The following is a 19,678-nucleotide window of genomic DNA, read 5'->3' on the forward strand; positions in this document are numbered from 1 at the left end:
CCGCCGGTGCAGCCGGCAGTGTGCAACAAGCCAAGGAGGAAATCCCGATCATGAGCACCGCTGGCAAAACGGGCCTTGTGGTCACGGCGCATCCCGGCGATTTCGTCTGGCGCGCGGGCGGCGCGATCGCGCTGCATGTGAAGAAAGGTTATCGGGTCAAGATCGCCTGCCTATCCTTCGGAGAGCGCGGCGAGAGCCAGTTCGCCTGGAAGGAGGCGGGGGCGACGATGGAGAAGGTGAAGGCCGGAAGGCGCGACGAGGCGCAGCGCGCAGCGGAGATGCTGGGGGCGGAAATCGAATTCTTCGATGCCGGAGATTACCCGCTGCGGCTGACGGATAAGCATTTCGACCGCATGGTCGATATCTACCGCGAGCTCAACCCGTCCTTCGTACTGACCCACGCACTGGAGGATCCCTATAATTTCGATCACCCGAACGCCGCGCACTTTGCCCAGGAAACCCGCGTGGTCGCGCAGGCGATGGGCCACAAGCCCGGCGCCAAATACACCTACTCCGCGCCGCCGGTGTTCCTGTTCGAGCCGCACCAGCCGGAGATGTGCAATTTCAAGCCGCAGGTGATCCTCAACATCGATGAGGTCTGGGAGATCAAGCGGAAGACGTTCGAGATCCTCGCCGCGCAGAAACATCTGTGGGCCTATTACGAGCGCGTCGCGCTGCAGCGGGGCGTGCAGGGCGGCCGCAACACCGGCAAGCCGATGACCTATGGCGAGGCCTATCAGCGGCTGTTCCCGATGGCGATGGAGGAACTGGCATGAAGACCGTCGTCGTCCGCAACATCAAGCGCACCGATGCTGAACTCGTGAAACGGCTCGGTGCGCTCGGCGTCGCCACCGCGCATGAGGCCTATGGCCGCTTCGGGCTGATGAAGCCGTATCTGCGCCCGGTGTGGAGCGGGGCCGAAGCCGCCGGCACCGCCGTGACCGTGCTGGCGCAGCCCGGCGACAACTGGATGATCCATGTTGCGGTCGAGCAGTGCCAGCCCGGCGATATCCTGGTGGTCGGCTGCACGACAGACAATACCGACGGCATGTTCGGCGACCTGCTCGCGACCTCGCTGATGGCGCGCGGCGTCAAGGGGCTCGTCATCGATGCCGGCGTCCGCGACGCCAAATCGCTGCGCGAGATGGGCTTTCCGGTGTGGTCGAAGGCGATCTCGGCCAAGGGCACGGTGAAGGCGACGCTGGGCGCGGTCAATGTGCCCGTGGTCTGCGCCGGCATCAATGTCAAGCCGGGCGATGCCGTGGTCGCCGATGACGATGGCGTGGTCGTGATCGGGCGCAAGGACGCTGCCGACGTGGCCGCCAAAGGCGAAAAGCGCGTCGCCGACGAAGACGGCAAGCGCCAAAAGCTCGCCGCCGGCGTGCTCGGGCTCGACATGTACAACATGCGTGAGCCGCTGGCGAAGGCCGGCCTCGTCTATGTCGACGCGCTGGAGGAGGACTGAGGTGGCGATGCGCCTGCGCACCTTGCTCGGCGACTATCCAGGCACGGCCGCGCTAAAGAACGGCTCGATCAGGTCCGATCTGGTCGAATTCGATTTCGCGTCGTATTCGCCGACCAACAAGGGCTTCAAGCCGATGGTCCGCGAAGGAGCGTTCGACGTCTCGGAGATGGCGATCGTCACCTATCTGATGGCAAGATCCTTCGGTAAGCCGATGGTGCTGCTGCCGGACGTCGTGCTGGCGCGGTTTCAGCATGGCCATGCGATCTACAATACGAAGGCAGGAAAGCTCACGCCGCGCGACCTTAAGGGAAAGCGCGTCGGCATCCGCTCCTTTACGACGACCACCGGGGCGTGGCTGCGCGGCATTCTTGCAAATGACTATGGGGTCGATCTCGATTCGATCGACTGGGTGACGTTCGAGGACGCCCATGTCGCGGAGTTCGTAGACACGACCAAGCGGGCGCCGGCCGGCCAGCAGATCATGCAGATGCTGATGGACGGTGAACTCGATCTTGTGCTCGGCGAAAAATCCGATCATCCCGATTTGAAGCCGCTGTTTGCCGATGTTGAGGTCGAGGAGAAAGCCTGGTTCGACAAGCACGGTGTGGTGCCGATCAACCATATGGTCGTGGTGGGCCGGAGATTGTCGGAAGAACATCCGGACGCGGTGCGGGAGGTCCATCGCCTGCTCACCGAATCCGCCGCCGCTGCACCAGCCGGGCCGCGTTTCAGCCGAGACGAAATGCAGCGGTCGCTGCAGCTGATTATCGATTACTCCGCGCAGCAAAAGCTCATTCCGCGCGCATTTGCCGTCGACGAACTGTTCGACGACGTAACGCGCGCATTGCGCTAGAGGGAGAAGTGCAATGACCCCCGAGCCGATCTTCGATCTGGCCCATCTCGGGCACATGGAATTGCTGACGCCGAAGCCGGACGAAAGCCTGAAATTCTTCGTCGACGTCATGGGCATGACGGTTAGCGGTCAGAAGGGCGAGTCGGTCTATCTGCGCGGCTGGGACGATTACGAGCGCTACTCGCTCAAGCTGACGGCATCAAAGACGTCAGGCATGGCGCACATGGCGTTGCGCGCGCGCAGCCCGCAGGCGCTGGAGCGCAGGGTCGCCGCGCTGAAGGGATCCGGTTTCGACATCGGCTGGACCGATGGCGATATGGGGCAGGGGCCGGCGTTCCGCTGCCGCGATCCCGATGGCCATATCGTCGAGCTCTATTACGAGACCGAATGGTATCAGGCGCCGCCGGAATTGAAGCCTGCGCTGAAGAACCAGGCGCAGCGGTTTCCCGCGCGCGGCGTCAATGTCCGCCGGCTCGATCACCTCAATTGCCTCGCGGTCGACATCAAGGCCAACCGGCTGTTCTTCGAAAATTATCTCGGCTTGCGCACCACCGAGCAGATCGTGCTCAACGACGGCACGGAAGCCGCGATGTGGATGACGATGTCGAACAAGAGCTACGACTTCGCCTATACCCGCGATCATTACGGCAGGTCCGGTCGCTTCCACCACGTCACCTACGCTCTCGACAGCCGCGAGGAAATCCTGCGTGCCGCCGATATCTTTCTCGACAACGGCATCCATATCGAGACCGGCCCGCACAAGCACGCGATCCAGCAGACCTTCTTCCTCTATGTCTACGAGCCCGGCGGCAACCGCGTCGAGGTCGCCAACGCCGGTGCCCGCCTGATCCTCGCACCCGACTGGAAACCGATCGTCTGGACCGAGGAGGAACGAAAGAAGGGCCAGGCCTGGGGCCTGAAGACGATCGAGTCGTTCCACACCCACGGCACGCCGCCGGTGTGAACGACCGGTGAACTCCACCTTGCGCCTGCAATGTCACGCACCATCTTGATGCGACGGTATGAACGGCATTTTGAGGTAGTCGATGGTGCGGCACGTGGATTTCACCAGCGAGGCCTTCTTTCGTAATCCCGAGGCGGGCGTTGCCCAACTGCGCGCGCTTGGCCCCGTCGTTGCAACGCGGTTTCCGATCATCGGCCGCGTCTGGGTCACCACGACCTACGAGGCGGCTGCACACGTACTGAAGGACAGCGCGACGTTCACGTTGCGCAAGGAAGGTGGTGCGCTGGTCGGATTGCCCTGGTGGATGCCGCGCGTCATCGGCACCGTCGCCAACAACATGCTGACGATGGACGAGCCGGATCACACGCGGCTGCGCGACATCGTCGACGAAGCATTCCGCCGCCGTGCCGTGCTCGACATGGAACCTCATATCCGCGCCATCGCCGATCGTCTCGCCGACGAATTGTTTGCGGCGGGCAGTCCAGCCGATCTGGTGCAGCGTTATGCGCGGATGCTGCCGCTGGCGGTGATCTGCGAGTTGCTCGGCCTGCCGCCGGCGGACCGGCCGAAATTCATCGCCTGGGCCAACTCGCTCGCGCATCTCACCAACGCGTTCAGCTTTCTGCGGCTGATCGGCGGACTCTTCAAAATGCGTCGCTATCTGCAGGAACGGCTGCAGGCGGCGCGCGAGGAGGGCGGCGAAGGATTGATCGCCGAACTGGTGCGCGTCGAGAAGGAGGGCGGACGCATCACGCCGGACGAGATGGTCGCGATGGTGTTCCTGCTGCTCAACGCCGGCTCCGAGACCACGACGCATCTGATCAGCGGATCGGTTTTCGAACTGCTGAAGGATCCGGCCAGGCGCGAATGGCTCGCGGCGGACTGGAGTCGTGCCGGCCTTGCGGTGGAAGAATTCCTGCGTTTCGTCTCGCCGGTGCAATTCTCAAAGCCGCGCTACGTGCGCCGGGACGTCGATCTCGAAGGCGTGAAATTGAATAAGGGCGATCGCGTCATGGCGATGCTCGTCGCCGCCAATCTGGACCCGCAGGCGAACGAATGTCCAGAACGGCTCGATCTCGAGCGGCGGCCGAACCGGCATTTGTCGTTCGGCACCGGCATCCATTTCTGTCTCGGCCATCAGCTCGCGCGCATCGAGGGGATTTGCGCGCTGCAGGCGCTGTTCACGCGCTGGCCCGGATTGAAGCTGGTCGTCGAGCCGTCACAAGTTCATTGGCGGAGACGGCCCGGCATCCGCATGATCGCGGCGCTGCCGGTTGCGGCGGCGGATTGAGAAGCGCGGCTGGAAGGCTGAAGCCTGCCTAACGTCCTCCCACGACCAGTCTTGCGATTTTGCGCGATAAGCTGCGATCCCGTTCGGTTTCGCAACGCTCGATGGGTGCCGGTACGAAACGCGCCATGCTATCGCTCGAGCAGACCGTCGAGCGCGGCCTTGTCGTGCAGCGAGAAGCGCGGGCCGGCGTATAGGAACGGGCATTGGTGGATCACGATCTGTCCGCCGGCAACAGTGACATGCGAATAATCGGGCGGCTCGTGCGAGCCAGGGATGTGGCCTTCGGTTTCCAGATCGAACGCGACCTGATGCGCCAGCGCGCGCTGGATGTGGAAGGGTATGCCGTTCCAGATACCCGCGATCGGCCGGTGCAGATGGCCCATGAACAGATAGTCCGGCCGGCGCGTCCGCGCGATCACATCCCATTCCGCCTCGGGATTGGCGAGGCGAATGGTGTCCATATAGCGTAAGCCGGTGTCAAAGGGCGGATGGTGCTGGAACAGCAGCAGCGGCCGGTCGGTCGGCGCAGAGCGCAGCGCCTGCTCCAGGAAGTCGAGGCGATCGGCGCAGAGTAGGCCTTCATGATTGGGCGCGGCCTCGTTCAGCGTATCCAGCGTGACGACCGTCGCTTCATCGAACACCTGCATGGCTTGAACGAACCCACCGGCGCCACGCTTTACGCCGGGAAAGTAGCGCGCAAAGGCGTCGCGCCGGTCGTGATTTCCCATCAACAGCATGGTTGGCGCGTTGAGGCCGGAGAGCACATCGGCGAGATTTTCGTAAGCTGCATCCTCGCCCCAATGGGCGAGGTCGCCGGTAATGATGACGAAGGCGGTGTCGCGGTGCTGACGGTTGATGCAATCGACCGCAGCCGCAAGCCGTTCGGCGGGATCGAGGCCATAGATCTTGCGGCCGCGCGCGACAAAGTGAGTATCGGTGAGGATGACGAATTTCATCGTACCAGCTCAGCGCGCCGTTCCGGTGGTCTTCGGCAGCAGCTTCTGGACGTCGGCCGCCATGTCGGCCAGCACCGCATCCGGCTCCTTTGCCCGCGCGCCCGTGACCACCGAGTTGAGGTGATCCTTGATCACATCGGTGATCTTCAGCCCGTTGTCGCCGGGGAAGGCATACCATTTGGTGAGCAGCGCGAGCTGGCTCACGGCGGTGTAGTTGTTCGGATTCTTGACGTAGAAGTCCTTGAGATAGACCTCGTTGGCGACCTTGTTCGGCGGCATGTAGCCGGTGGTCTCGGCCATGATCGCCGCGCCCTTCGGTCCGGTCCAGAATTTTACGACTTCCCAGGCGGCATCGCGCCTGGCCTTGTCCTTCGACAGGATCAGCACGACATTACCGCCTGCCGGCAGGCGGCCGTTCGGTGATACCACGTCCGGGAAGGTGTGGGTCTTCAGCGCGAACTTGCCGGCGACCATCTGGGTGACCTTGTTGAGGTCGGACGTCGAGGTGATGTGGAAACCTGTCTTTCCGGCGGCGAAGGCGGCGCGCATCGCCGGCTGATCGAGATTGGGCATGCCACCCTCGGTGACGAGGCGGGCGAGCATGCGGATCGCGAACTGTCCTTCCGGTCCGTTGAACGCGACGCGGGTCTCATCCGCATTGAGCATGGTGCCGCCGCGCGAGAACACCGGCGCCTGCCACAGCCAGTTGCCGGTGATATCCCATGCATAGGTGACGCCGTTGATGTCGTTGCCGAGCGCCTTGATCTTCTTCGCCAGCGCCATCAGCTCATCCCAGGTTTTCGGCAGATTGGCGGCATCGCCGCCGGCCTGCTTCACCAGGTCGAGATTGACATAAACGATGGGGAGCGAAATCGCGAAGGGCAGGGCATAGACCTTGCCGCTGGCGGTGCCGATGTCGAACATCGCCTGGTGAAAACCCTGCTTGTCGAAATCCTTTTCGGCCGCGATGTAGTCGTCGAGCTGGGCCGGGATGTTCTTGTCGACGAGAACGCGGATCCGGTTGAGGCCCTGGAAGCTGACGTCTGGCATCTGGTTGGTGACGGCCTCGCGCAGCACCTTCTGCGTTCCATCCTCGTAGGACTCGTACGGCGCGCGCATCGTCACCTTGATGTTCGGCTGAACCTTGGCAAATTCCTCCGAGATCTTCTTGTGAGTCTCGGTGAACAGCTCCGGATAGGGATACTGCATGACTATTTCGGTCTGCGTTTGCGCTAGCGACGCACTGGCCACAAGCGACAGCGCAGCTGCCGCGATCCAGGATTTCAGCATTGAAGACTCCCCTTTGTTTGAGATGACGCGTTACTTGATTCCAGTGAGTGCGATGCCCTCGACAAAGCGGCGCTGGGCGAGCAGGAAAGCGACCAGCAGCGGCGCGATGATCACCATCGCGGCCGCCATCAGCGCCCCGTAATTGGTGCCGGCCTCGGCATTGCGGAAGTGCGCGACCGCCAGCGGTGGGGTGCGCAGATGCTCGCTGTTGAGCACGATCAGCGGCCAGAAATAGTCGTTCCAGTGCGCCACCACGGAGAAGATGCCAAAGGCGGTCACCGCCGGGATCGCGGCCGGCAGCATCACCCGCCAGACGATGCCGAACTCGGAAATGCCGTCCATCCGCGCCGCATCGACGAGATCGTCGGGCACGTTGCGGAAAAACTGGCGCATCAGAAAGATGCCGAACACGGAAATGGTGAAGGGCAACACCAGCGCGGCATAGCTGTCGAGTACCCCGAGCTTGTGCAGGAGCAGGAACACCGGAATGGCGGTTGCCTGTGGCGGGATCAGGATGCCGAACAGTACCAGCGCAAACAGCGCATTGCGGCCGACGAAGCGCAGTTTTGCCAGGGCGTAGGCCGCGGGCAAGGCGACCAGCAACTGCAGGACGAAGATCGAGACGGTGACGATCACGCCGTTGAGCAGGAAGCGCCAGAGATTGGCTTTTGCAAACGCCGTCTGCAAATTTTCCCACAGTGCGAAATGCCGCGGGATGAGATGCAGCTCGCTGGAGAACACTTCCGACGGCGGCTTCGATGCCGTGGAGATCATCCAGACAAACGGCAGCAGCATCGCGACGGCGCCCGCGATCAGCAGGATGTGGCGAGTGACCGACCAGAGCGAGAGTTTCGCAGGCGTCGTCATGCGTATTGCACGCCGCGGTCGGCGAGCCTCGACTTGATGAGTGTGAGCAGCAGAATGAAGGTCAGGAACACCACGGTGAGCGCCGCGCCGTAGCCGGAGCGAAAGAACTCGAATCCTTCCGTGTACATGCTGTGGATCAGCACCTCGGTGGATTTCGACGGACCGCCCTTGGTCAGCACATGCACGGTGTCGAATACCTGGAAGGAGCGGATGCCTGATATCACGACCACGAAGGTGGTCACCGGCCGCAGCAGCGGCCAGGTGACCAGCCGGAAGCGCGCCCAGGCGCTGGAAGCGCCGTCGATCTCGGCGGCCTCATAGAGCGGCTTTGGGATCGAGACGAGACCGGCCAGGAACAGCACCATGTTGAAGCCTGCCGCCTGCCAGACGCCGATCGCGCACAACACGTAGAGCGCGGTGCTGCGGTCCTGCAGCCAACTCGGGCCGGCAACGCCGATCTCGCGCAACACGCCGTTCACCAGGCCGAACTGCGGATGCAGCATGAACTCCCACACCACGGCCATCGCGATCAGCGTGGCCATGACCGGGAGGAAGTAGATGGTGCGATAGAGGCTGCGCAGGCTGGTGCCGCTCTGGATCAGCAGCGCGATCGCGAGGCCCGCGGTCACCGCACCGGGCACCACGATGCCGACATAAACCAGCGTGTTGCGCAGCGAGATCCAGAATACCCTGTCGGCGAACATCTCGTGGTAGTTGGCAAGCCCGATCCAGGACAGGCTCGGTGCGCCGAGCTGATAGTCGGTGAAAGACAGTGCGATCACGCCGGCCAGCGGGCCGAGCAGCATCATCAGCATCAGCGTCAGCGCCGGCGCCACCAGCCCATAGGGCGTCAATGGCAAGCGGCCGCGGCGCGGCGCCGCCGCCGGGACGGATAGGCGGATGGCTACGTCGTCGATGGTGGCCGCGTTGTCAGACAACGGCGCGCTCCCTGATCCGCTCGGGCTGCTCTGCCGTCACGTCGATGCGTTTGCCCGCGCTGTTGAAGGCGCGCACAGCATCGGCAGCGAAGTTGAAGGAGAGGTGGCTTCCGATATCGGGCAGCCGCCTGACGTCGTTGACACGTGCGACCAGCCGCGCCTCGGTGCCATGCAGGCCGATATGCACGAACGCTTCCGCGCCCATGTTCTCGACATGGATGACGGCGCCCGAGAACGGACCATTGCCGAGCTCGATCCGCTCCGAGCGGACGCCGATGCGGCAGTTCTCCGGCGGCTGAGAGCTGGCTAGCCGAAGGACGTGGCCAAAAACCTCGATCCGGCCGTCGTCGCGGATCCGGCCCGGCATCATGTTGATCTTCGGGCTGCCGACGAATTCAGCGACCCTGACGTCGCGAGGGTTGTCGTAGATCTCGGCGGGCCTGCCGACTTGCACCAGCTCGCCGCCGATCATCACGGCAAGGCGGCTCGACATGGTCATCGCCTCGGCCTGGTCGTGCGTCACGTAAATGAAGGTGCTTCTCAGGCTGCGATGCAGCTCCGCCAGCTCGGCGCGCATGTGGACGCGCAATTTGGCGTCGAGGTTGGAAAGCGGCTCGTCGAACAGGAACGCCTCGGGTTGGCGCACCATGGCACGCCCGACAGCCACGCGCTGGCGTTGACCGCCCGACAATTGTGCGGGCTTGCGCTGCAAGAGGTGGGAGATTTCGAGTTGGGCCGCGACCTTTGCGATATCGGCGCGAATGCTCCGCTCTTCGCGGCGGCGGCTGGGCAGCAACGAACCGAGCAGCGGCAGGCGCTCGACGGTCGATAGGCGGCGCATGCGCAGCGGCACCGCCATGTTGTCGAAGGCGCTCAAATGCGGATAGAGCGCATAGGACTGGAACACCATCGCGAGATTGCGCGCGCTCGGACGGATGCCGTCGACGATGCTGCCGTCGATGGTCACCTGGCCCGCGCTCTGCGGCTCAAGGCCGGCGATGATGCGCAGCAGGGTGGACTTGCCGCAGCCTGAGGGACCGACCAGCGAGAGGAATTCGCCGTTTTCGATGGTGAGATCGATACCCCCCAGCACTTCGGTGGCATCGAAGGACTTCCGGATACCGTTGAGTTCAATCCGCGCCATTTCGCGTATCTGTCCCCGTGCGTCCCATTGCGTTGCGCACAGGGTTAGGCGGACGGTCTGACAGTCACATAACGTTCAAAGGCCAATCTTATGCTGGACCCAAGAAGTCCTTTTGGCCGTGTTTGAAACGTCGGGACGTCGGCCGCAACCTGGGAATGTGCGCTGTGGCGTTGACTTGGTCCCGCGTGCGCGCGGTCAATGCGGTATTCGAGACCGGCACATTTGCTGCTGCAGCACGCCGGCTAGGGGTTTCGCAGCCGGCGGTGGCCCAGCTCGTGCGCGAGCTGGAGGCCGAATACGGTGTGGCGCTGTTCGACCGACACGGACACACGCTGATCGCGACGACGCTTTGTCGCAGGCTCTATGCTGCGACCAACAAGGTACAATCGATCGAAGCCGAAGCGCTCGCGATCCTGCAGCAGCGTGACGAATTGTCGGGCGGCGAGTTGCGCATCGGGCTCGGCAACGCCATGCCCGGCATGTTGCTGATCGCGACCTTTCGAAAGCTGTTCCCGAAGGTCCAGATCAGCATCGAGATCGGCAGTTGGTCGACCATTGTCGCCGCGGTGGTGGACCAGCGGGTCGATGTTGCCGTGCTGCCCGAAGTCCCCGACGACAGCCGTTTTCGCCGCGAAGCCTGCATCCAGCAGCGCGTGGTGGCGATGTGCCATCCGGGCTACGCGCTGGTCAGCCAGGCCCCGGTTGCGATCATAAACCTGATGGAACATCCGCTGGTGTTTCGCTCCCGCGACTCCTCGGCACAGCGCACGGTGGATAAAGCCTTCCGGCTGGCGGGGCTGCGCCCGACGCCTGCGATCGTCGTCAATACGCGGGAAGGCATGCTGGAGGCGGTAGCGAACAAGCTCGGCATAGGCTTCGGCTGGGAGCATGGCTCGAGCCGCGTTGACCGTATCGCGAAGGTCTTGATTGCGGAGATGGAAGCGGAGTCGCCGGAATACATCTTTTCCCTCGCGGGTAAACGAGGGCGGCTGGTGGAGCTGTTCTTCCACGCGCACCGCATGTCGCCCTATGGGGACGCCATAGGTTTTCCCGCGCCGGCTGTGGACGGGTTACGTCTCAGCTAGCTCCTATTCCGCGCCAGTTGTCTTCAGAAGCTGCGCGACTTCCATCAATTTTCGACGTAGGCGCTCATCGGCAATGCCGAAGTAGAGTTCGAGGAGCTGACGCGACTCTCGCTTCGTAACGAGTTCGCTCCAATCCTGCGCCTCGGCGGTTTGCTTCGATTCGGCGGACGGTCGTTTCTTGCTTTCCAACTCGTCGAAGAACCATGTGATCGGGACGGCAAGTTGCACGGCAATGCCGTAGAGTCTTGACGCGCTGATACGGGTTTCCCCGGCTTCATACTTTTGGATGAGCTGCGATGTCAGACCAAGACGCCTAGCCAGTTCGTCCTGACTCAAGCCGTGGAGGTTGCGCCGAAGACGTAGCCGCTTCCCCACGTGCTCGTCGACATGGGTCGGCTTCTTCGACGAGACCCTCATTTTGGCGCCGCGTCTGTTCGGCATGCGGGATTTCGATTTCTTCTCGGAAGATTCAGAAGGCATCAAGCACCGCGGTTGAATTCTTGCTCGGTACAATCAACTGGAATGGTGGAAATGGCATATCAACTCCTGGGCGGCATTATCAACTAGAATTATGTCATGCGGGTTACAAATGCACGGATTATTAGGCCTCAACCACACGATGTGAGAATGGCGGGACGAAATCCATGCAAGAGCCTCTTCCGAAATCGGGACGCCTACCCACTCAACTCAAGATCAAACACGGACCGGTGGGCCTGCTCGGGAGGTTCTTCCTCTGGGCCGACACCGCTGCAAGGGATTTGGGAGTGACGCTGTCCTTTGCCAGCCTGCAGGATCTCATCGAAGCCAATAAAGCCAACTCCGATAGCTGGCGCCCGCTTGTGCCGGTGTTTGACGAGGCTTTGGGCGGCGTTACGCCGGAGACAGCCTTTGTTCTGATCGGGCGGAACAAGCATGGGGAGGTCGTCACAACCCAAGCGGCGCGCATCTATGATTGGCCGGGAACGTCTCTCAAGGACGAGGCCGCTTCGCTGCGAATGTTCTTTGCCGATCCCGATGCCGCATTCGCGCGTGGAGATCGCTGTAAGATCACCACGCCGATTGCCGAGAAAATCAGCGGGCGCGTCGTCTTTTCCGGTGCCGTCTGGTATCGGCGTGATTTCAGAGGCAAGGACCTCGCAACCATCCAATCGCGCATTGCGCGGGCATATGCCTTCACACGCTGGAATAGCGATTTCACGATCGGCATGATGGCCGATGCCGTCATCGCCGGCGGCCTGGCAGAGCGTGCCGGATACACGAAGATCGAGCATAGCTGCATTGAACTTGTGGCGTCGCCGCTTGGCGAGATGCGTTGCGGACTGGGCTGGATGCAGTCTGACGAACTCCTTGCCGATCTTGCAGCAATCATGGACCGGGTGAATGTCCCTGTTATTGGGCCCCGCATTGCCGAGGACGCAAATCACTGATGTCGCAAGGCGTGGCGGTATTAAATAATCAAACCTTTCGTCCCGAGGATTCAGAAGGGCTTGTCAAAGCGCTGTTCGGTTGCATCGACGGCAGGGACTGGGCAGGGCTTTCCGAATTTCTCCACGACGAGGCGATCTACGAACGACCGGGTTATGAACCGTTCGTCGGAAAGCCGGCTATCCTGGACTTTTACCTGACGAAACGGATTATTTCGCTCGGCCAGCATCGCGTCGAGAGGGTGCTGAGCGACGGCGCAAACATTGCGTGCTGGGGCAGCTTTTCCGGCGTTGCCAAGAATGGGCGCAATCTCAGCATGCGATTTGCGGATGTCTACCGCATAAGGGAAGGGCGGATTGATCTACGCCGGACATTCTTCGACAGCCCGGCGATCTAGGGCGGATTGTTGCTTCCAGAAGTCAACGGCCGATGCGCCGAGAAGGCATGTTCCCCCGCTTCCCTTGCACGTGAACGGCAAGATGAGACGCTGATAATGGCAGTGAATGCTGTCGTTCCTGTCTGGCCGTCTGATCGTGGCGTTCACCTCGTCCAGGCGCGGCACCAGCGTCTCCTGGACACGGCGGTAAATGCCTTGCACCCACTGGCCGTAATTGTAATCCGGTTGTTCTTCCATAGGCAGGCCTCGCGCATTCTTCCGCCAGGTCTCGCCAAAAATCTCAAAGCCAGGTCCGACCTCGGTAATGGTCAGGCGGCCATCCACGGGCTCGACGAGTATGAAGCGCCCACGAAGCGAATCGGGCAACACGTCGGCCAACTTCGCTGAATCGTAAACCTGCTTGGAATCAATCCAATGCGCGAAAAGTGATGCAAGTGCTTTGTCCGCGCTGGCAAGCATTTCGAGCGGCAGCTCTCTGCCCGCGAACGCGCGAGAAGTTTTCGGATGGCTCGCAGCAGTTTGCTCGGCAAAGTAGGCGATCGTCTGCGCGAAACTCGGGACCAGCTTCTCGACGAACTGACCCGGGTGGGAAATGATGGTGCGCTCGACCCCCATATCAGCGAGGCAGTATAGAGCTGCGGCGATGCTCGTTTGGGACACCGTTTCGGGCTGAAATCGGATGCGCGCCGCATTGGGAGCGATTTTCGTGACCGCCACATATCCCAGATTTTCGACGAGGTAGGTCAGAAAATCGAAATCAGGAAGTGAGCAGTGCAGGGAACTTCGCAAGGCCGAGGATCGTGCGTCCCATGTGCGGCCGTGGTCATCCAGAACGATAGTTTGCATGCGACCCTCACCCGTCAACCCGGAGCAAAGTCGTCCATTGAGCGCTTATTATTTGGCGAAGTTGCGTCATCTTAACCGCACTCGCTACGCTAGACATCAAAATTCGATGGATGATTGGCTTCACGCTTTGGTGACGGCGTTCTTCTGCATCCGCTTGCCGCAGTCGTTGTCCCAAATCTGGATGCGCGAGGTCAGGGAGCGAATCCCTTCCCGGTTGCAGTGATTTGAAGTGGCGCGCGCAATCGGCGGCGTCTGCTCGGGCACCAGTTACGCATATCAACTACAATTAGATTTTTCCATGACAACTAGAATTAGATATTGACGACGAGATGAAATGAGTGACAACTATTGGTGGTCAATGAGACGCTCAAGGAGTTCGGCATGCAACCGCAAAAACAGTCCATCGTCGCGAACGGCCATCATCACCACTCCACGTCGCAAGCGGCGCACAAGCTTCGCAACCAGATCTGCTGCAATCACGAGCTCTCATTCCTGATGGAGGCCCACGACGGTCTGTCGGGCGCCATCGCCGAGCGCGCAGGCTTCAAGGGACTCTGGGCATCCGGCCTTTCAATTTCGTGCTCGCTCGGCTACCGCGACGCCAACGAAGCTTCCTGGACCCAGCTCGTTGATGTCGTCGAGCGCATGGTGGACTCGACCGACCTTCCGGTGCTTGTCGACGGCGATAGCGGCTTTGGCAATTTCAACAACGCACGCCTTCTGGCGCGCAAGCTACAGCAGCGCGGCGCCGCCGGGGTTGCGCTGGAGGACAAGGGCTTTCCCAAAATGAATTCGTTCGTCGGCGATCGGCATCCGCTTGCCGATACCGGCGAATTCTCGGGCCGGCTCCGCGCTGTGAAAGATACGGTAGGCGACGACCTGGTCCTCGTCGCCAGGATCGAGGCGCTGATTGCTGGCCACGGGATGGACGAGGCGCTTACGCGCGCCCATGCCTATGCGGAGGCCGGAGCTGACGCCATCCTCATTCATTCGCGCAAGAGCGTGGCGGACGAGATCCTCGCCTTCACCGGCGCCTGGCAGAACCGGCTTCCCGTCGTGATCGTCCCCACCAAATACTATCGAACGCCTGTCTCCGCTTATCGCGAAGCCGGCATCTCCACGGTGATCTGGGCCAACCACTCGATGCGGGCGGCGATCGCCGGGATGAGAGACATTTGCGGCCGCATTATCGCCGAGGAAAGCATCGCCGGCATCGAAGGCGAAGTCGCCACGCTCGACGAGGTCTTTGGTCTGTTGCGCTACGGCGAACTCGCTACTGCCGAGGAGCGCTACTTGCCGACGTACAACGGAAATGGTCACGCGAAAGCGTGAGTCTCCGGTCCCTCTATCCCACAGCGTAGAGCCCTTCGAACGCGGAGATTCGTACCATGCTTCAATCAACACTGGCGGCCTCAATACCAAGCCAGCTTCCTGCACCTGACATCGCCCAGGTGATCCAATGGCGCGATAGTTCCTACGCGGCCGACCTTTATATCGCGGCGGTCTCGTGGCTCGATCTCTTCACCTATCTCGATGAGACACCGGCGACCGAAGCGGAGCTGCGCGGCCATTTTAAGATCAAGGAACGGCCGACGCGAACCATGATCAGGCTGTTTGAGTCCTGGGGACTGCTCGACAACGTCGACGGCAAGCTTCTCGCTTCAGCATCTGCGCGGCGCTACTTGAGCCGCAACTCGAGCGAGAACATTTCCTCCTACATCGCCGTCATGAAGTACAAATCGTCTGTCCGGGAGATTTACGACGTATTACGCCTGGACACACCTGATACGTGGCATGTCGAGCGTGGTGACGCGACCAACTTCGACGAGCTGATGCAAACCGACGATTTCGCCGATCTGAATACGCGCGGAATGGAGGAGCGCGGGCGGATTTTTGCTCCCGACCTCGTGCGCCTGCTCGATTGTACGCACGACACGGCTGTCCTGGATGTGGCAGGTGGATCCGGAGTCTATTCCGCGCACCTGCTCAACCGGTATCCCAATCTGTCGGCGATGATATTTGAACGTCCTCCGGTCGACCAGCTCGCCACGCGATGTCTTGCCGACCGCAAGCTGACCGCGCCGAGAGCGCGCGTGATCGCCGGAGACATGTTTGTCGATCCGTTTCCGCAGACCGCTTCGCTCCATCTCTATTCGCATGTCCTCCACAATTGGGGACCGGAGAAAGTGCGGCTGTTGCTGGACAAGTCGTACCGAAGCTTGCTGCCTGGCGGCCGGGTAGCCGTCTTCAGTTGTCACCCGGACGACCGGGGCGGGCCTGCGCCGGTGGAGGAGGCCGAATATTCGGTCCTGCTGACCACCAGCTACGAGGGCTGCTGTTACAGTTTCGAGGACATGCGTTCCCTCATGGAAGGTGCAGGCTTTCAGCACGTCGACTATCGCAAGTCGATTTGCAACCGAAGCCTGATCACGGCGCGAAAGATCGCCGGCAGCTCCAACTGAACAAGAGCCCTATCCGGACAAAATCCGAAGGGCTTCGCCTGATCCTGCTGCCGTCGATGCTGACGGCAGCCACCGCTGCGCGCTGTCCGGCGCGAGGAAAAATATCGCCTGTGGGAAGGGAATCCAAAATGACCATGTCGACAACGACGCTCCTGGGTCTGCTGAAGCAGCAGAAGTATGAGTTTTTTTCCGGGGTACCTTGCTCGAATTTCGCTGATCTGTTCCAGCAGGTCGCCTTGGACAAGGATATCACGTCAGTCCCGGCGTCGAACGAAGGCAGCGCGCTGTCGTTCGCCGTCGGCGCGACGCTGGCGGGGCAACGAAGCGTCGTCGCCCTGCAGAATTCCGGACTGGGAAACATCATCAATCCGCTGACGTCGCTGGTCCAGATCAACTGCATTCCAACGCTGCTTCTGATCTCCGTGCGGGGACATACCGACGAGCCCGAGGACGAGCCGCAGCACCGCATCATGGGCGCCAAAACCCATGCATTGCTCGATCAATTGGCAATCCCGTGGAGCGAGTTCGACGGGACGCCGCAGGGGTTCATGGCGACGCTCCAGAAGGCCGAAGAGGCATTCGAGCGATCGGTCTCGTTTGCGATTCTGGTCCGCAAAGGTCAGCTGTCGGCGGGGCTTGGCGTCGTCGCCAACGGCGAGCAACAAGTGGAGGGCTATCCACTTAGCGTCGGATGCGCCCTTGAGATCATCAGCGAAGCCCTGCGACCCACCGATCTCGTCGTCTCGACGACCGGGTTCATCTCCCGGGAGCTGTTTCGCGTGAGCGACCGTCCAGAGAATTTTTACATGCAGGGATCGTTGGGCCATTGCAGCGCGGTGGCTGCCGGCGTCGCGCTCGCGCATCCATCGCGCCGCGTGGTCGCGCTGGATGGCGATGGTGCCGTGCTGATGCATATGGGAGTGTTATCCACGATCGGGTACGCATCTCCCCGAAATTTCCTGCACGTCGTGCTCGATAACGAAGGCTACGTCTCAACAGGGAAGCAGGAATCCACCTCGGTCACTTCCTCGCTGGAAGCCGTTGCCGCGGCTTGCGGGTACCACGCGGTCTGCCGGTGCGTGACCGGCGCCGAATTGGGCGAGGCGGTTGCGCGAAGCCTGTCGACCGAAGGGCCGCACTTCCTGCTCTGCAAGGTCAATCAATCGCATTCGCGCTCGTTACCCCGGGTGACGTCTCGTCATAGCCCGGAGGAAAACAAAGAAGCGTTCCAGATCGCGCTGAACCAGCCGGAGGCCTTCGATCTGCAAGCCGTACCAGCGGGAGTGGCCGGGTGAAACATCAGGCGGTCGATAGGCTGACCAGCTTCCGCGGCCTCTCATTCGCGGTCATTCTTTGCGGCACGAACTGGGTTGCGATCAAGAATGTCTTGCAGTCTTCGCCGCCGCTGTTTTTCACCGGCATCTGTTTGCTCGGCGGGGCCATCGCGGTCGGCGTTGTCCGCCTGTGTGTTGGATACCCACTCCAGAGCGGTTGTGAAGGGAAGGGCAGGCTTGTCGCGCTGGCTCTCCTTCAAATGGCCGGAGGCCTCGGGCTGGCTTTTGTCGGCTTGCAGTATTTCGATGTCGGCACCAGCGCCCTGATCTTCTATACGATGCCCTTGTCGCTCGTCGCCATTGAATGGACGATCGATCGCCAAATGCAATCGCTCCTTGATCTCGTGGCATTGACCTGCGGCATGCTTGGTCTCGGGATGCTGGCGTCGGGTACGGTGCCGGTGGAGACACCTTATGACATCCTGGGCCTCGCGTTGCTTTCAATGGCGGCTTTCAGCTGGGCGCTGCGAACATGGATTCATAAACGCGCTCCCAGCGACATCAATGTGTGGAACCGCGCCGTTTTTCAACTGGCGACCGCAGGGGGCATTGTCATCGTTGCATCGTTGCTGCTGGAACGTCGGCTTGACTGGACTCTGTTGCCGATACTTGCCTGGTCTATCGCATTGAACTTGATCGTGGCGACCGGCTTGGCATTCGTCGCTTGGTACCGCGCGCTCAGCCGTATTTCCTCGCTGATCGCATCTCAGAGCCTCGTTCTCATCCCTGTCGTCGCGCTGGTTGCGGCTGCCGTCTTGCAACGGGATACTCCCATCACGTGCGTCGTGGTTGCCTGGGTTCTTATGATCGTTGGCGTCGCCATTGCAATTTGGCGGCGGTCAAGGGTGCCACTCGCTGTGAGTACGATTTCACGCACCTGGAAACCCGCGATCGTCAGCGAACACCACATGGAGCCACGCGATGTTAGATCCGACACGTGTCTGTCACCCGATGAAGATCGCGGGAGAGGATGTTCTTTCGGATTCGTTCATCGACGTGCGGAACCCGTTTACCGATCAGGTAATAGCTGCGGTGCCACAGGCGCGTCCCGAGCACGCTCGGCGGGCCTTCGCGATCGCCCGGGCATTTCGTCCCAAGCTCACAAGGCGTGAGCGGGCGCGGATCCTCCTGGCCACGGCAGAGGCGATCGAAGCAAACCGGGACCGGCTAGCGCATCTCATTACATCGGAAAGCGGCCTGTGCTTGAAAGACTCGCTGCATGAAACCGCGCGGGCCAGGGATGTCTGGTCCTTCGCAGCGCAAGCCGTGCTCCGGGACGATGGAGAGATTTACGCGGGCGACATCGGAGGAGGGGCGCAGGCTAGACGCATATTCGCGACAAGGACGCCGCTCCTTGGCGTCATCTCAGCAATTACCCCCTTCAACCATCCCCTGAATCTCGTGAGTCACAAGCTCGCTCCGGCGATCGCGACCAACAACAGGACCGTGCTGAAGCCGGCGGAAGCGACGCCTTTGACCGCGCTTGCTCTTGCCGATCTGCTTTATGAGGCGGGCCTGCCGCCGGAAATGTTGTCGGTGATTACCGGCGAACCACGTTCGCTGGGAGACGCGATGATCAATGATCCGGACATCGACCTGGTGACGTTCACCGGGTCGGTAGCGGCCGGAAAGAGAATCGCCGAACGGGTGGGATACAGGAGGCTGGTGCTCGAGCTCGGCGGGAACGATCCTCTGATCGTATTGGGTGATGCCGATCTCGACCGCGCCGCCCGATTGGCGGTGCAGGGCGCGACCAAGAATTCCGGGCAGCGCTGTACCGCCGTCAAACGGGCCCTGGTGGTCGAAAGCGTTGCCGATCGCTTTGCCGAAACGACCCTCTCTCTGATGAAGCGCCTCAGGGCAGGGGATCCGATGGACCCCGAGACGGATGTGGGGACGGTCATCAACGCGAAGGCGGCGTCGATCATCGCCGGACGCGTCGAAGCCGCAGTTCAGTGCGGCGCGCGTTTGCTGCTCGGCAATACTCCGCAAGGCGGGCTTTACCCGCCGACACTGCTGGACCATGTTCCGCCCGATTGCGAGTTGGTGCGCGAAGAGACCTTTGGTCCCGTCCTGCCGATCATTCGCTGCCTTGACGATATCGAACACATCATCGCCATCGCCAACTCGACGGCCTTCGGTCTGTCGGCGGGGTTGTGCACAAACCGGCTCGACACCATCACCCGCTTTGTCGATGCCCTCGACGTCGGCTGCGTCAACGTATGGGAAGTTCCGGGATACCGGACGGAGCTGACACCGTTCGGCGGCATCAAGGATTCCGGCCTCGGCCATAAGGAGGGCGTGCTGGAAGCCATGAAGAGCTTTACGAATATCAAAACCTACTCGCTGCCGTGGTGAGGC

General features: G+C 61.5%; 21 protein-coding genes. 13 read left to right on the forward strand and 8 right to left on the reverse strand.

Annotation, left to right across the window (positions count from 1 at the left end):
* Positions 1–50: 50 nt before the first annotated feature.
* The 5 genes from AC0QUY_RS12720 to AC0QUY_RS12740 all read left to right on the forward strand — a co-directional run bounded on the left by AC0QUY_RS12720 (position 51) and on the right by AC0QUY_RS12740 (position 4,573).
* Positions 51–776, forward strand: coding sequence for a PIG-L deacetylase family protein (locus AC0QUY_RS12720; RefSeq protein WP_475387070.1), 726 nt, complete (start codon positions 51–53; stop codon positions 774–776).
* The gene (locus AC0QUY_RS12725; RefSeq protein ID WP_161853968.1) at positions 773–1,465 is read left to right on the forward strand and encodes a 4-carboxy-4-hydroxy-2-oxoadipate aldolase/oxaloacetate decarboxylase; all 693 of its coding nucleotides are present in this window, start codon (positions 773–775) and stop codon (positions 1,463–1,465) included. The genes AC0QUY_RS12720 and AC0QUY_RS12725 overlap by 4 nt, the downstream gene beginning before the upstream one ends.
* A gap of 7 nt (positions 1,466–1,472) precedes the next feature.
* Positions 1,473–2,318: an ABC transporter substrate-binding protein gene (locus tag AC0QUY_RS12730; protein WP_475387106.1), complete on the forward strand. Its 846-nt coding sequence runs from the start codon at positions 1,473–1,475 to the stop codon at positions 2,316–2,318.
* A gap of 13 nt (positions 2,319–2,331) precedes the next feature.
* Positions 2,332–3,282: a catechol 2,3-dioxygenase gene (locus AC0QUY_RS12735; RefSeq protein ID WP_475387071.1), complete on the forward strand. Its 951-nt coding sequence runs from the start codon at positions 2,332–2,334 to the stop codon at positions 3,280–3,282.
* An 82-nt stretch (positions 3,283–3,364) separates the two neighbouring features.
* Positions 3,365–4,573, forward strand: a complete 1,209-nt coding sequence (locus tag AC0QUY_RS12740; RefSeq protein WP_161853970.1) for a cytochrome P450 — start codon at positions 3,365–3,367, stop codon at positions 4,571–4,573.
* Between the two features lie 128 nt (positions 4,574–4,701).
* Here the strand turns inward: AC0QUY_RS12740 and AC0QUY_RS12745 are convergent, their stop codons facing one another.
* Genes AC0QUY_RS12745 through AC0QUY_RS12765 form a run of 5 tightly spaced genes read right to left on the reverse strand, consistent with a single transcriptional unit; the run spans position 4,702 to position 9,768 of the window.
* Positions 4,702–5,529, reverse strand: coding sequence for a phosphodiesterase (locus AC0QUY_RS12745; protein ID WP_475387072.1), 828 nt, complete (start codon positions 5,527–5,529; stop codon positions 4,702–4,704).
* A 9-nt stretch (positions 5,530–5,538) separates the two neighbouring features.
* The gene (locus AC0QUY_RS12750) at positions 5,539–6,819 is read right to left on the reverse strand and encodes an ABC transporter substrate-binding protein (protein ID WP_475387073.1); all 1,281 of its coding nucleotides are present in this window, start codon (positions 6,817–6,819) and stop codon (positions 5,539–5,541) included.
* Positions 6,820–6,849: 30 nt separating this feature from the next.
* Positions 6,850–7,686, reverse strand: a complete 837-nt coding sequence (locus AC0QUY_RS12755; protein WP_475387074.1) for a carbohydrate ABC transporter permease — start codon at positions 7,684–7,686, stop codon at positions 6,850–6,852.
* Entirely contained in the window at positions 7,683–8,624 is a 942-nt protein-coding gene (locus AC0QUY_RS12760; RefSeq protein ID WP_475387075.1) for a carbohydrate ABC transporter permease, read from the reverse strand. The genes AC0QUY_RS12755 and AC0QUY_RS12760 overlap by 4 nt, the downstream gene beginning before the upstream one ends.
* Positions 8,617–9,768, reverse strand: a complete 1,152-nt coding sequence (locus tag AC0QUY_RS12765; protein ID WP_475387076.1) for an ABC transporter ATP-binding protein — start codon at positions 9,766–9,768, stop codon at positions 8,617–8,619. Before AC0QUY_RS12765 ends, AC0QUY_RS12760 begins: the two co-directional genes overlap by 8 nt.
* Positions 9,769–9,923: 155 nt before the next feature.
* Here AC0QUY_RS12765 and AC0QUY_RS12770 point away from each other — a divergent pair, with 155 nt between their 5' ends.
* Entirely contained in the window at positions 9,924–10,853 is a 930-nt protein-coding gene (locus AC0QUY_RS12770; protein WP_475387107.1) for a LysR substrate-binding domain-containing protein, read from the forward strand.
* A 3-nt stretch (positions 10,854–10,856) separates the two neighbouring features.
* Here the strand turns inward: AC0QUY_RS12770 and AC0QUY_RS12775 are convergent, their stop codons facing one another.
* Positions 10,857–11,294: a helix-turn-helix domain-containing protein gene (locus AC0QUY_RS12775; protein WP_475387077.1), complete on the reverse strand. Its 438-nt coding sequence runs from the start codon at positions 11,292–11,294 to the stop codon at positions 10,857–10,859.
* A gap of 203 nt (positions 11,295–11,497) precedes the next feature.
* Here AC0QUY_RS12775 and AC0QUY_RS12780 point away from each other — a divergent pair, with 203 nt between their 5' ends.
* Both AC0QUY_RS12780 and AC0QUY_RS12785 read left to right on the forward strand, forming a co-directional pair.
* Positions 11,498–12,280 carry a hypothetical protein gene (locus AC0QUY_RS12780; protein WP_475387078.1) on the forward strand — a complete coding sequence of 261 codons (783 nt, stop codon included), beginning with the start codon at positions 11,498–11,500 and terminating at the stop codon, positions 12,278–12,280.
* Positions 12,280–12,675: a nuclear transport factor 2 family protein gene (locus tag AC0QUY_RS12785; protein ID WP_161853977.1), complete on the forward strand. Its 396-nt coding sequence runs from the start codon at positions 12,280–12,282 to the stop codon at positions 12,673–12,675. Before AC0QUY_RS12780 ends, AC0QUY_RS12785 begins: the two co-directional genes overlap by 1 nt.
* Here the strand turns inward: AC0QUY_RS12785 and AC0QUY_RS12790 are convergent.
* Both AC0QUY_RS12790 and AC0QUY_RS12795 read right to left on the reverse strand, forming a co-directional pair.
* On the reverse strand, positions 12,640–13,521 hold the full coding sequence (locus AC0QUY_RS12790) for a hypothetical protein (protein ID WP_475387079.1): 882 nt from the start codon (positions 13,519–13,521) through the stop codon (positions 12,640–12,642). The two genes, AC0QUY_RS12785 and AC0QUY_RS12790, sit on opposite strands and share 36 nt — an antisense overlap.
* A gap of 120 nt (positions 13,522–13,641) precedes the next feature.
* Positions 13,642–13,785 carry a hypothetical protein gene (locus tag AC0QUY_RS12795; protein ID WP_475387080.1) on the reverse strand — a complete coding sequence of 48 codons (144 nt, stop codon included), beginning with the start codon at positions 13,783–13,785 and terminating at the stop codon, positions 13,642–13,644.
* A 117-nt stretch (positions 13,786–13,902) separates the two neighbouring features.
* Here AC0QUY_RS12795 and aepX point away from each other — a divergent pair, with 117 nt between their 5' ends.
* The 5 genes from aepX to phnY are packed head-to-tail and all read left to right on the forward strand — an operon-like array spanning position 13,903 to position 19,675.
* Positions 13,903–14,853, forward strand: a complete 951-nt coding sequence (gene aepX, locus AC0QUY_RS12800) for a phosphoenolpyruvate mutase (protein ID WP_475387081.1) — start codon at positions 13,903–13,905, stop codon at positions 14,851–14,853.
* A 56-nt stretch (positions 14,854–14,909) separates the two neighbouring features.
* Positions 14,910–15,983, forward strand: a complete 1,074-nt coding sequence (locus AC0QUY_RS12805) for a methyltransferase (RefSeq protein ID WP_475387082.1) — start codon at positions 14,910–14,912, stop codon at positions 15,981–15,983.
* A 56-nt stretch (positions 15,984–16,039) separates the two neighbouring features.
* Positions 16,040–17,278, forward strand: a complete 1,239-nt coding sequence (gene aepY, locus AC0QUY_RS12810) for a phosphonopyruvate decarboxylase (RefSeq protein ID WP_475387083.1) — start codon at positions 16,040–16,042, stop codon at positions 17,276–17,278.
* The gene (locus tag AC0QUY_RS12815) at positions 17,275–18,429 is read left to right on the forward strand and encodes a DMT family transporter (RefSeq protein ID WP_475387084.1); all 1,155 of its coding nucleotides are present in this window, start codon (positions 17,275–17,277) and stop codon (positions 18,427–18,429) included. The genes aepY and AC0QUY_RS12815 overlap by 4 nt, the downstream gene beginning before the upstream one ends.
* On the forward strand, positions 18,314–19,675 hold the full coding sequence (gene phnY / locus AC0QUY_RS12820) for a phosphonoacetaldehyde dehydrogenase (protein WP_475387108.1): 1,362 nt from the start codon (positions 18,314–18,316) through the stop codon (positions 19,673–19,675). Before AC0QUY_RS12815 ends, phnY begins: the two co-directional genes overlap by 116 nt.
* Positions 19,676–19,678 lie beyond the last annotated feature (3 nt).

The sequence above is a fragment of the Bradyrhizobium sp. WYCCWR15520 genome (genome assembly GCF_056174665.1).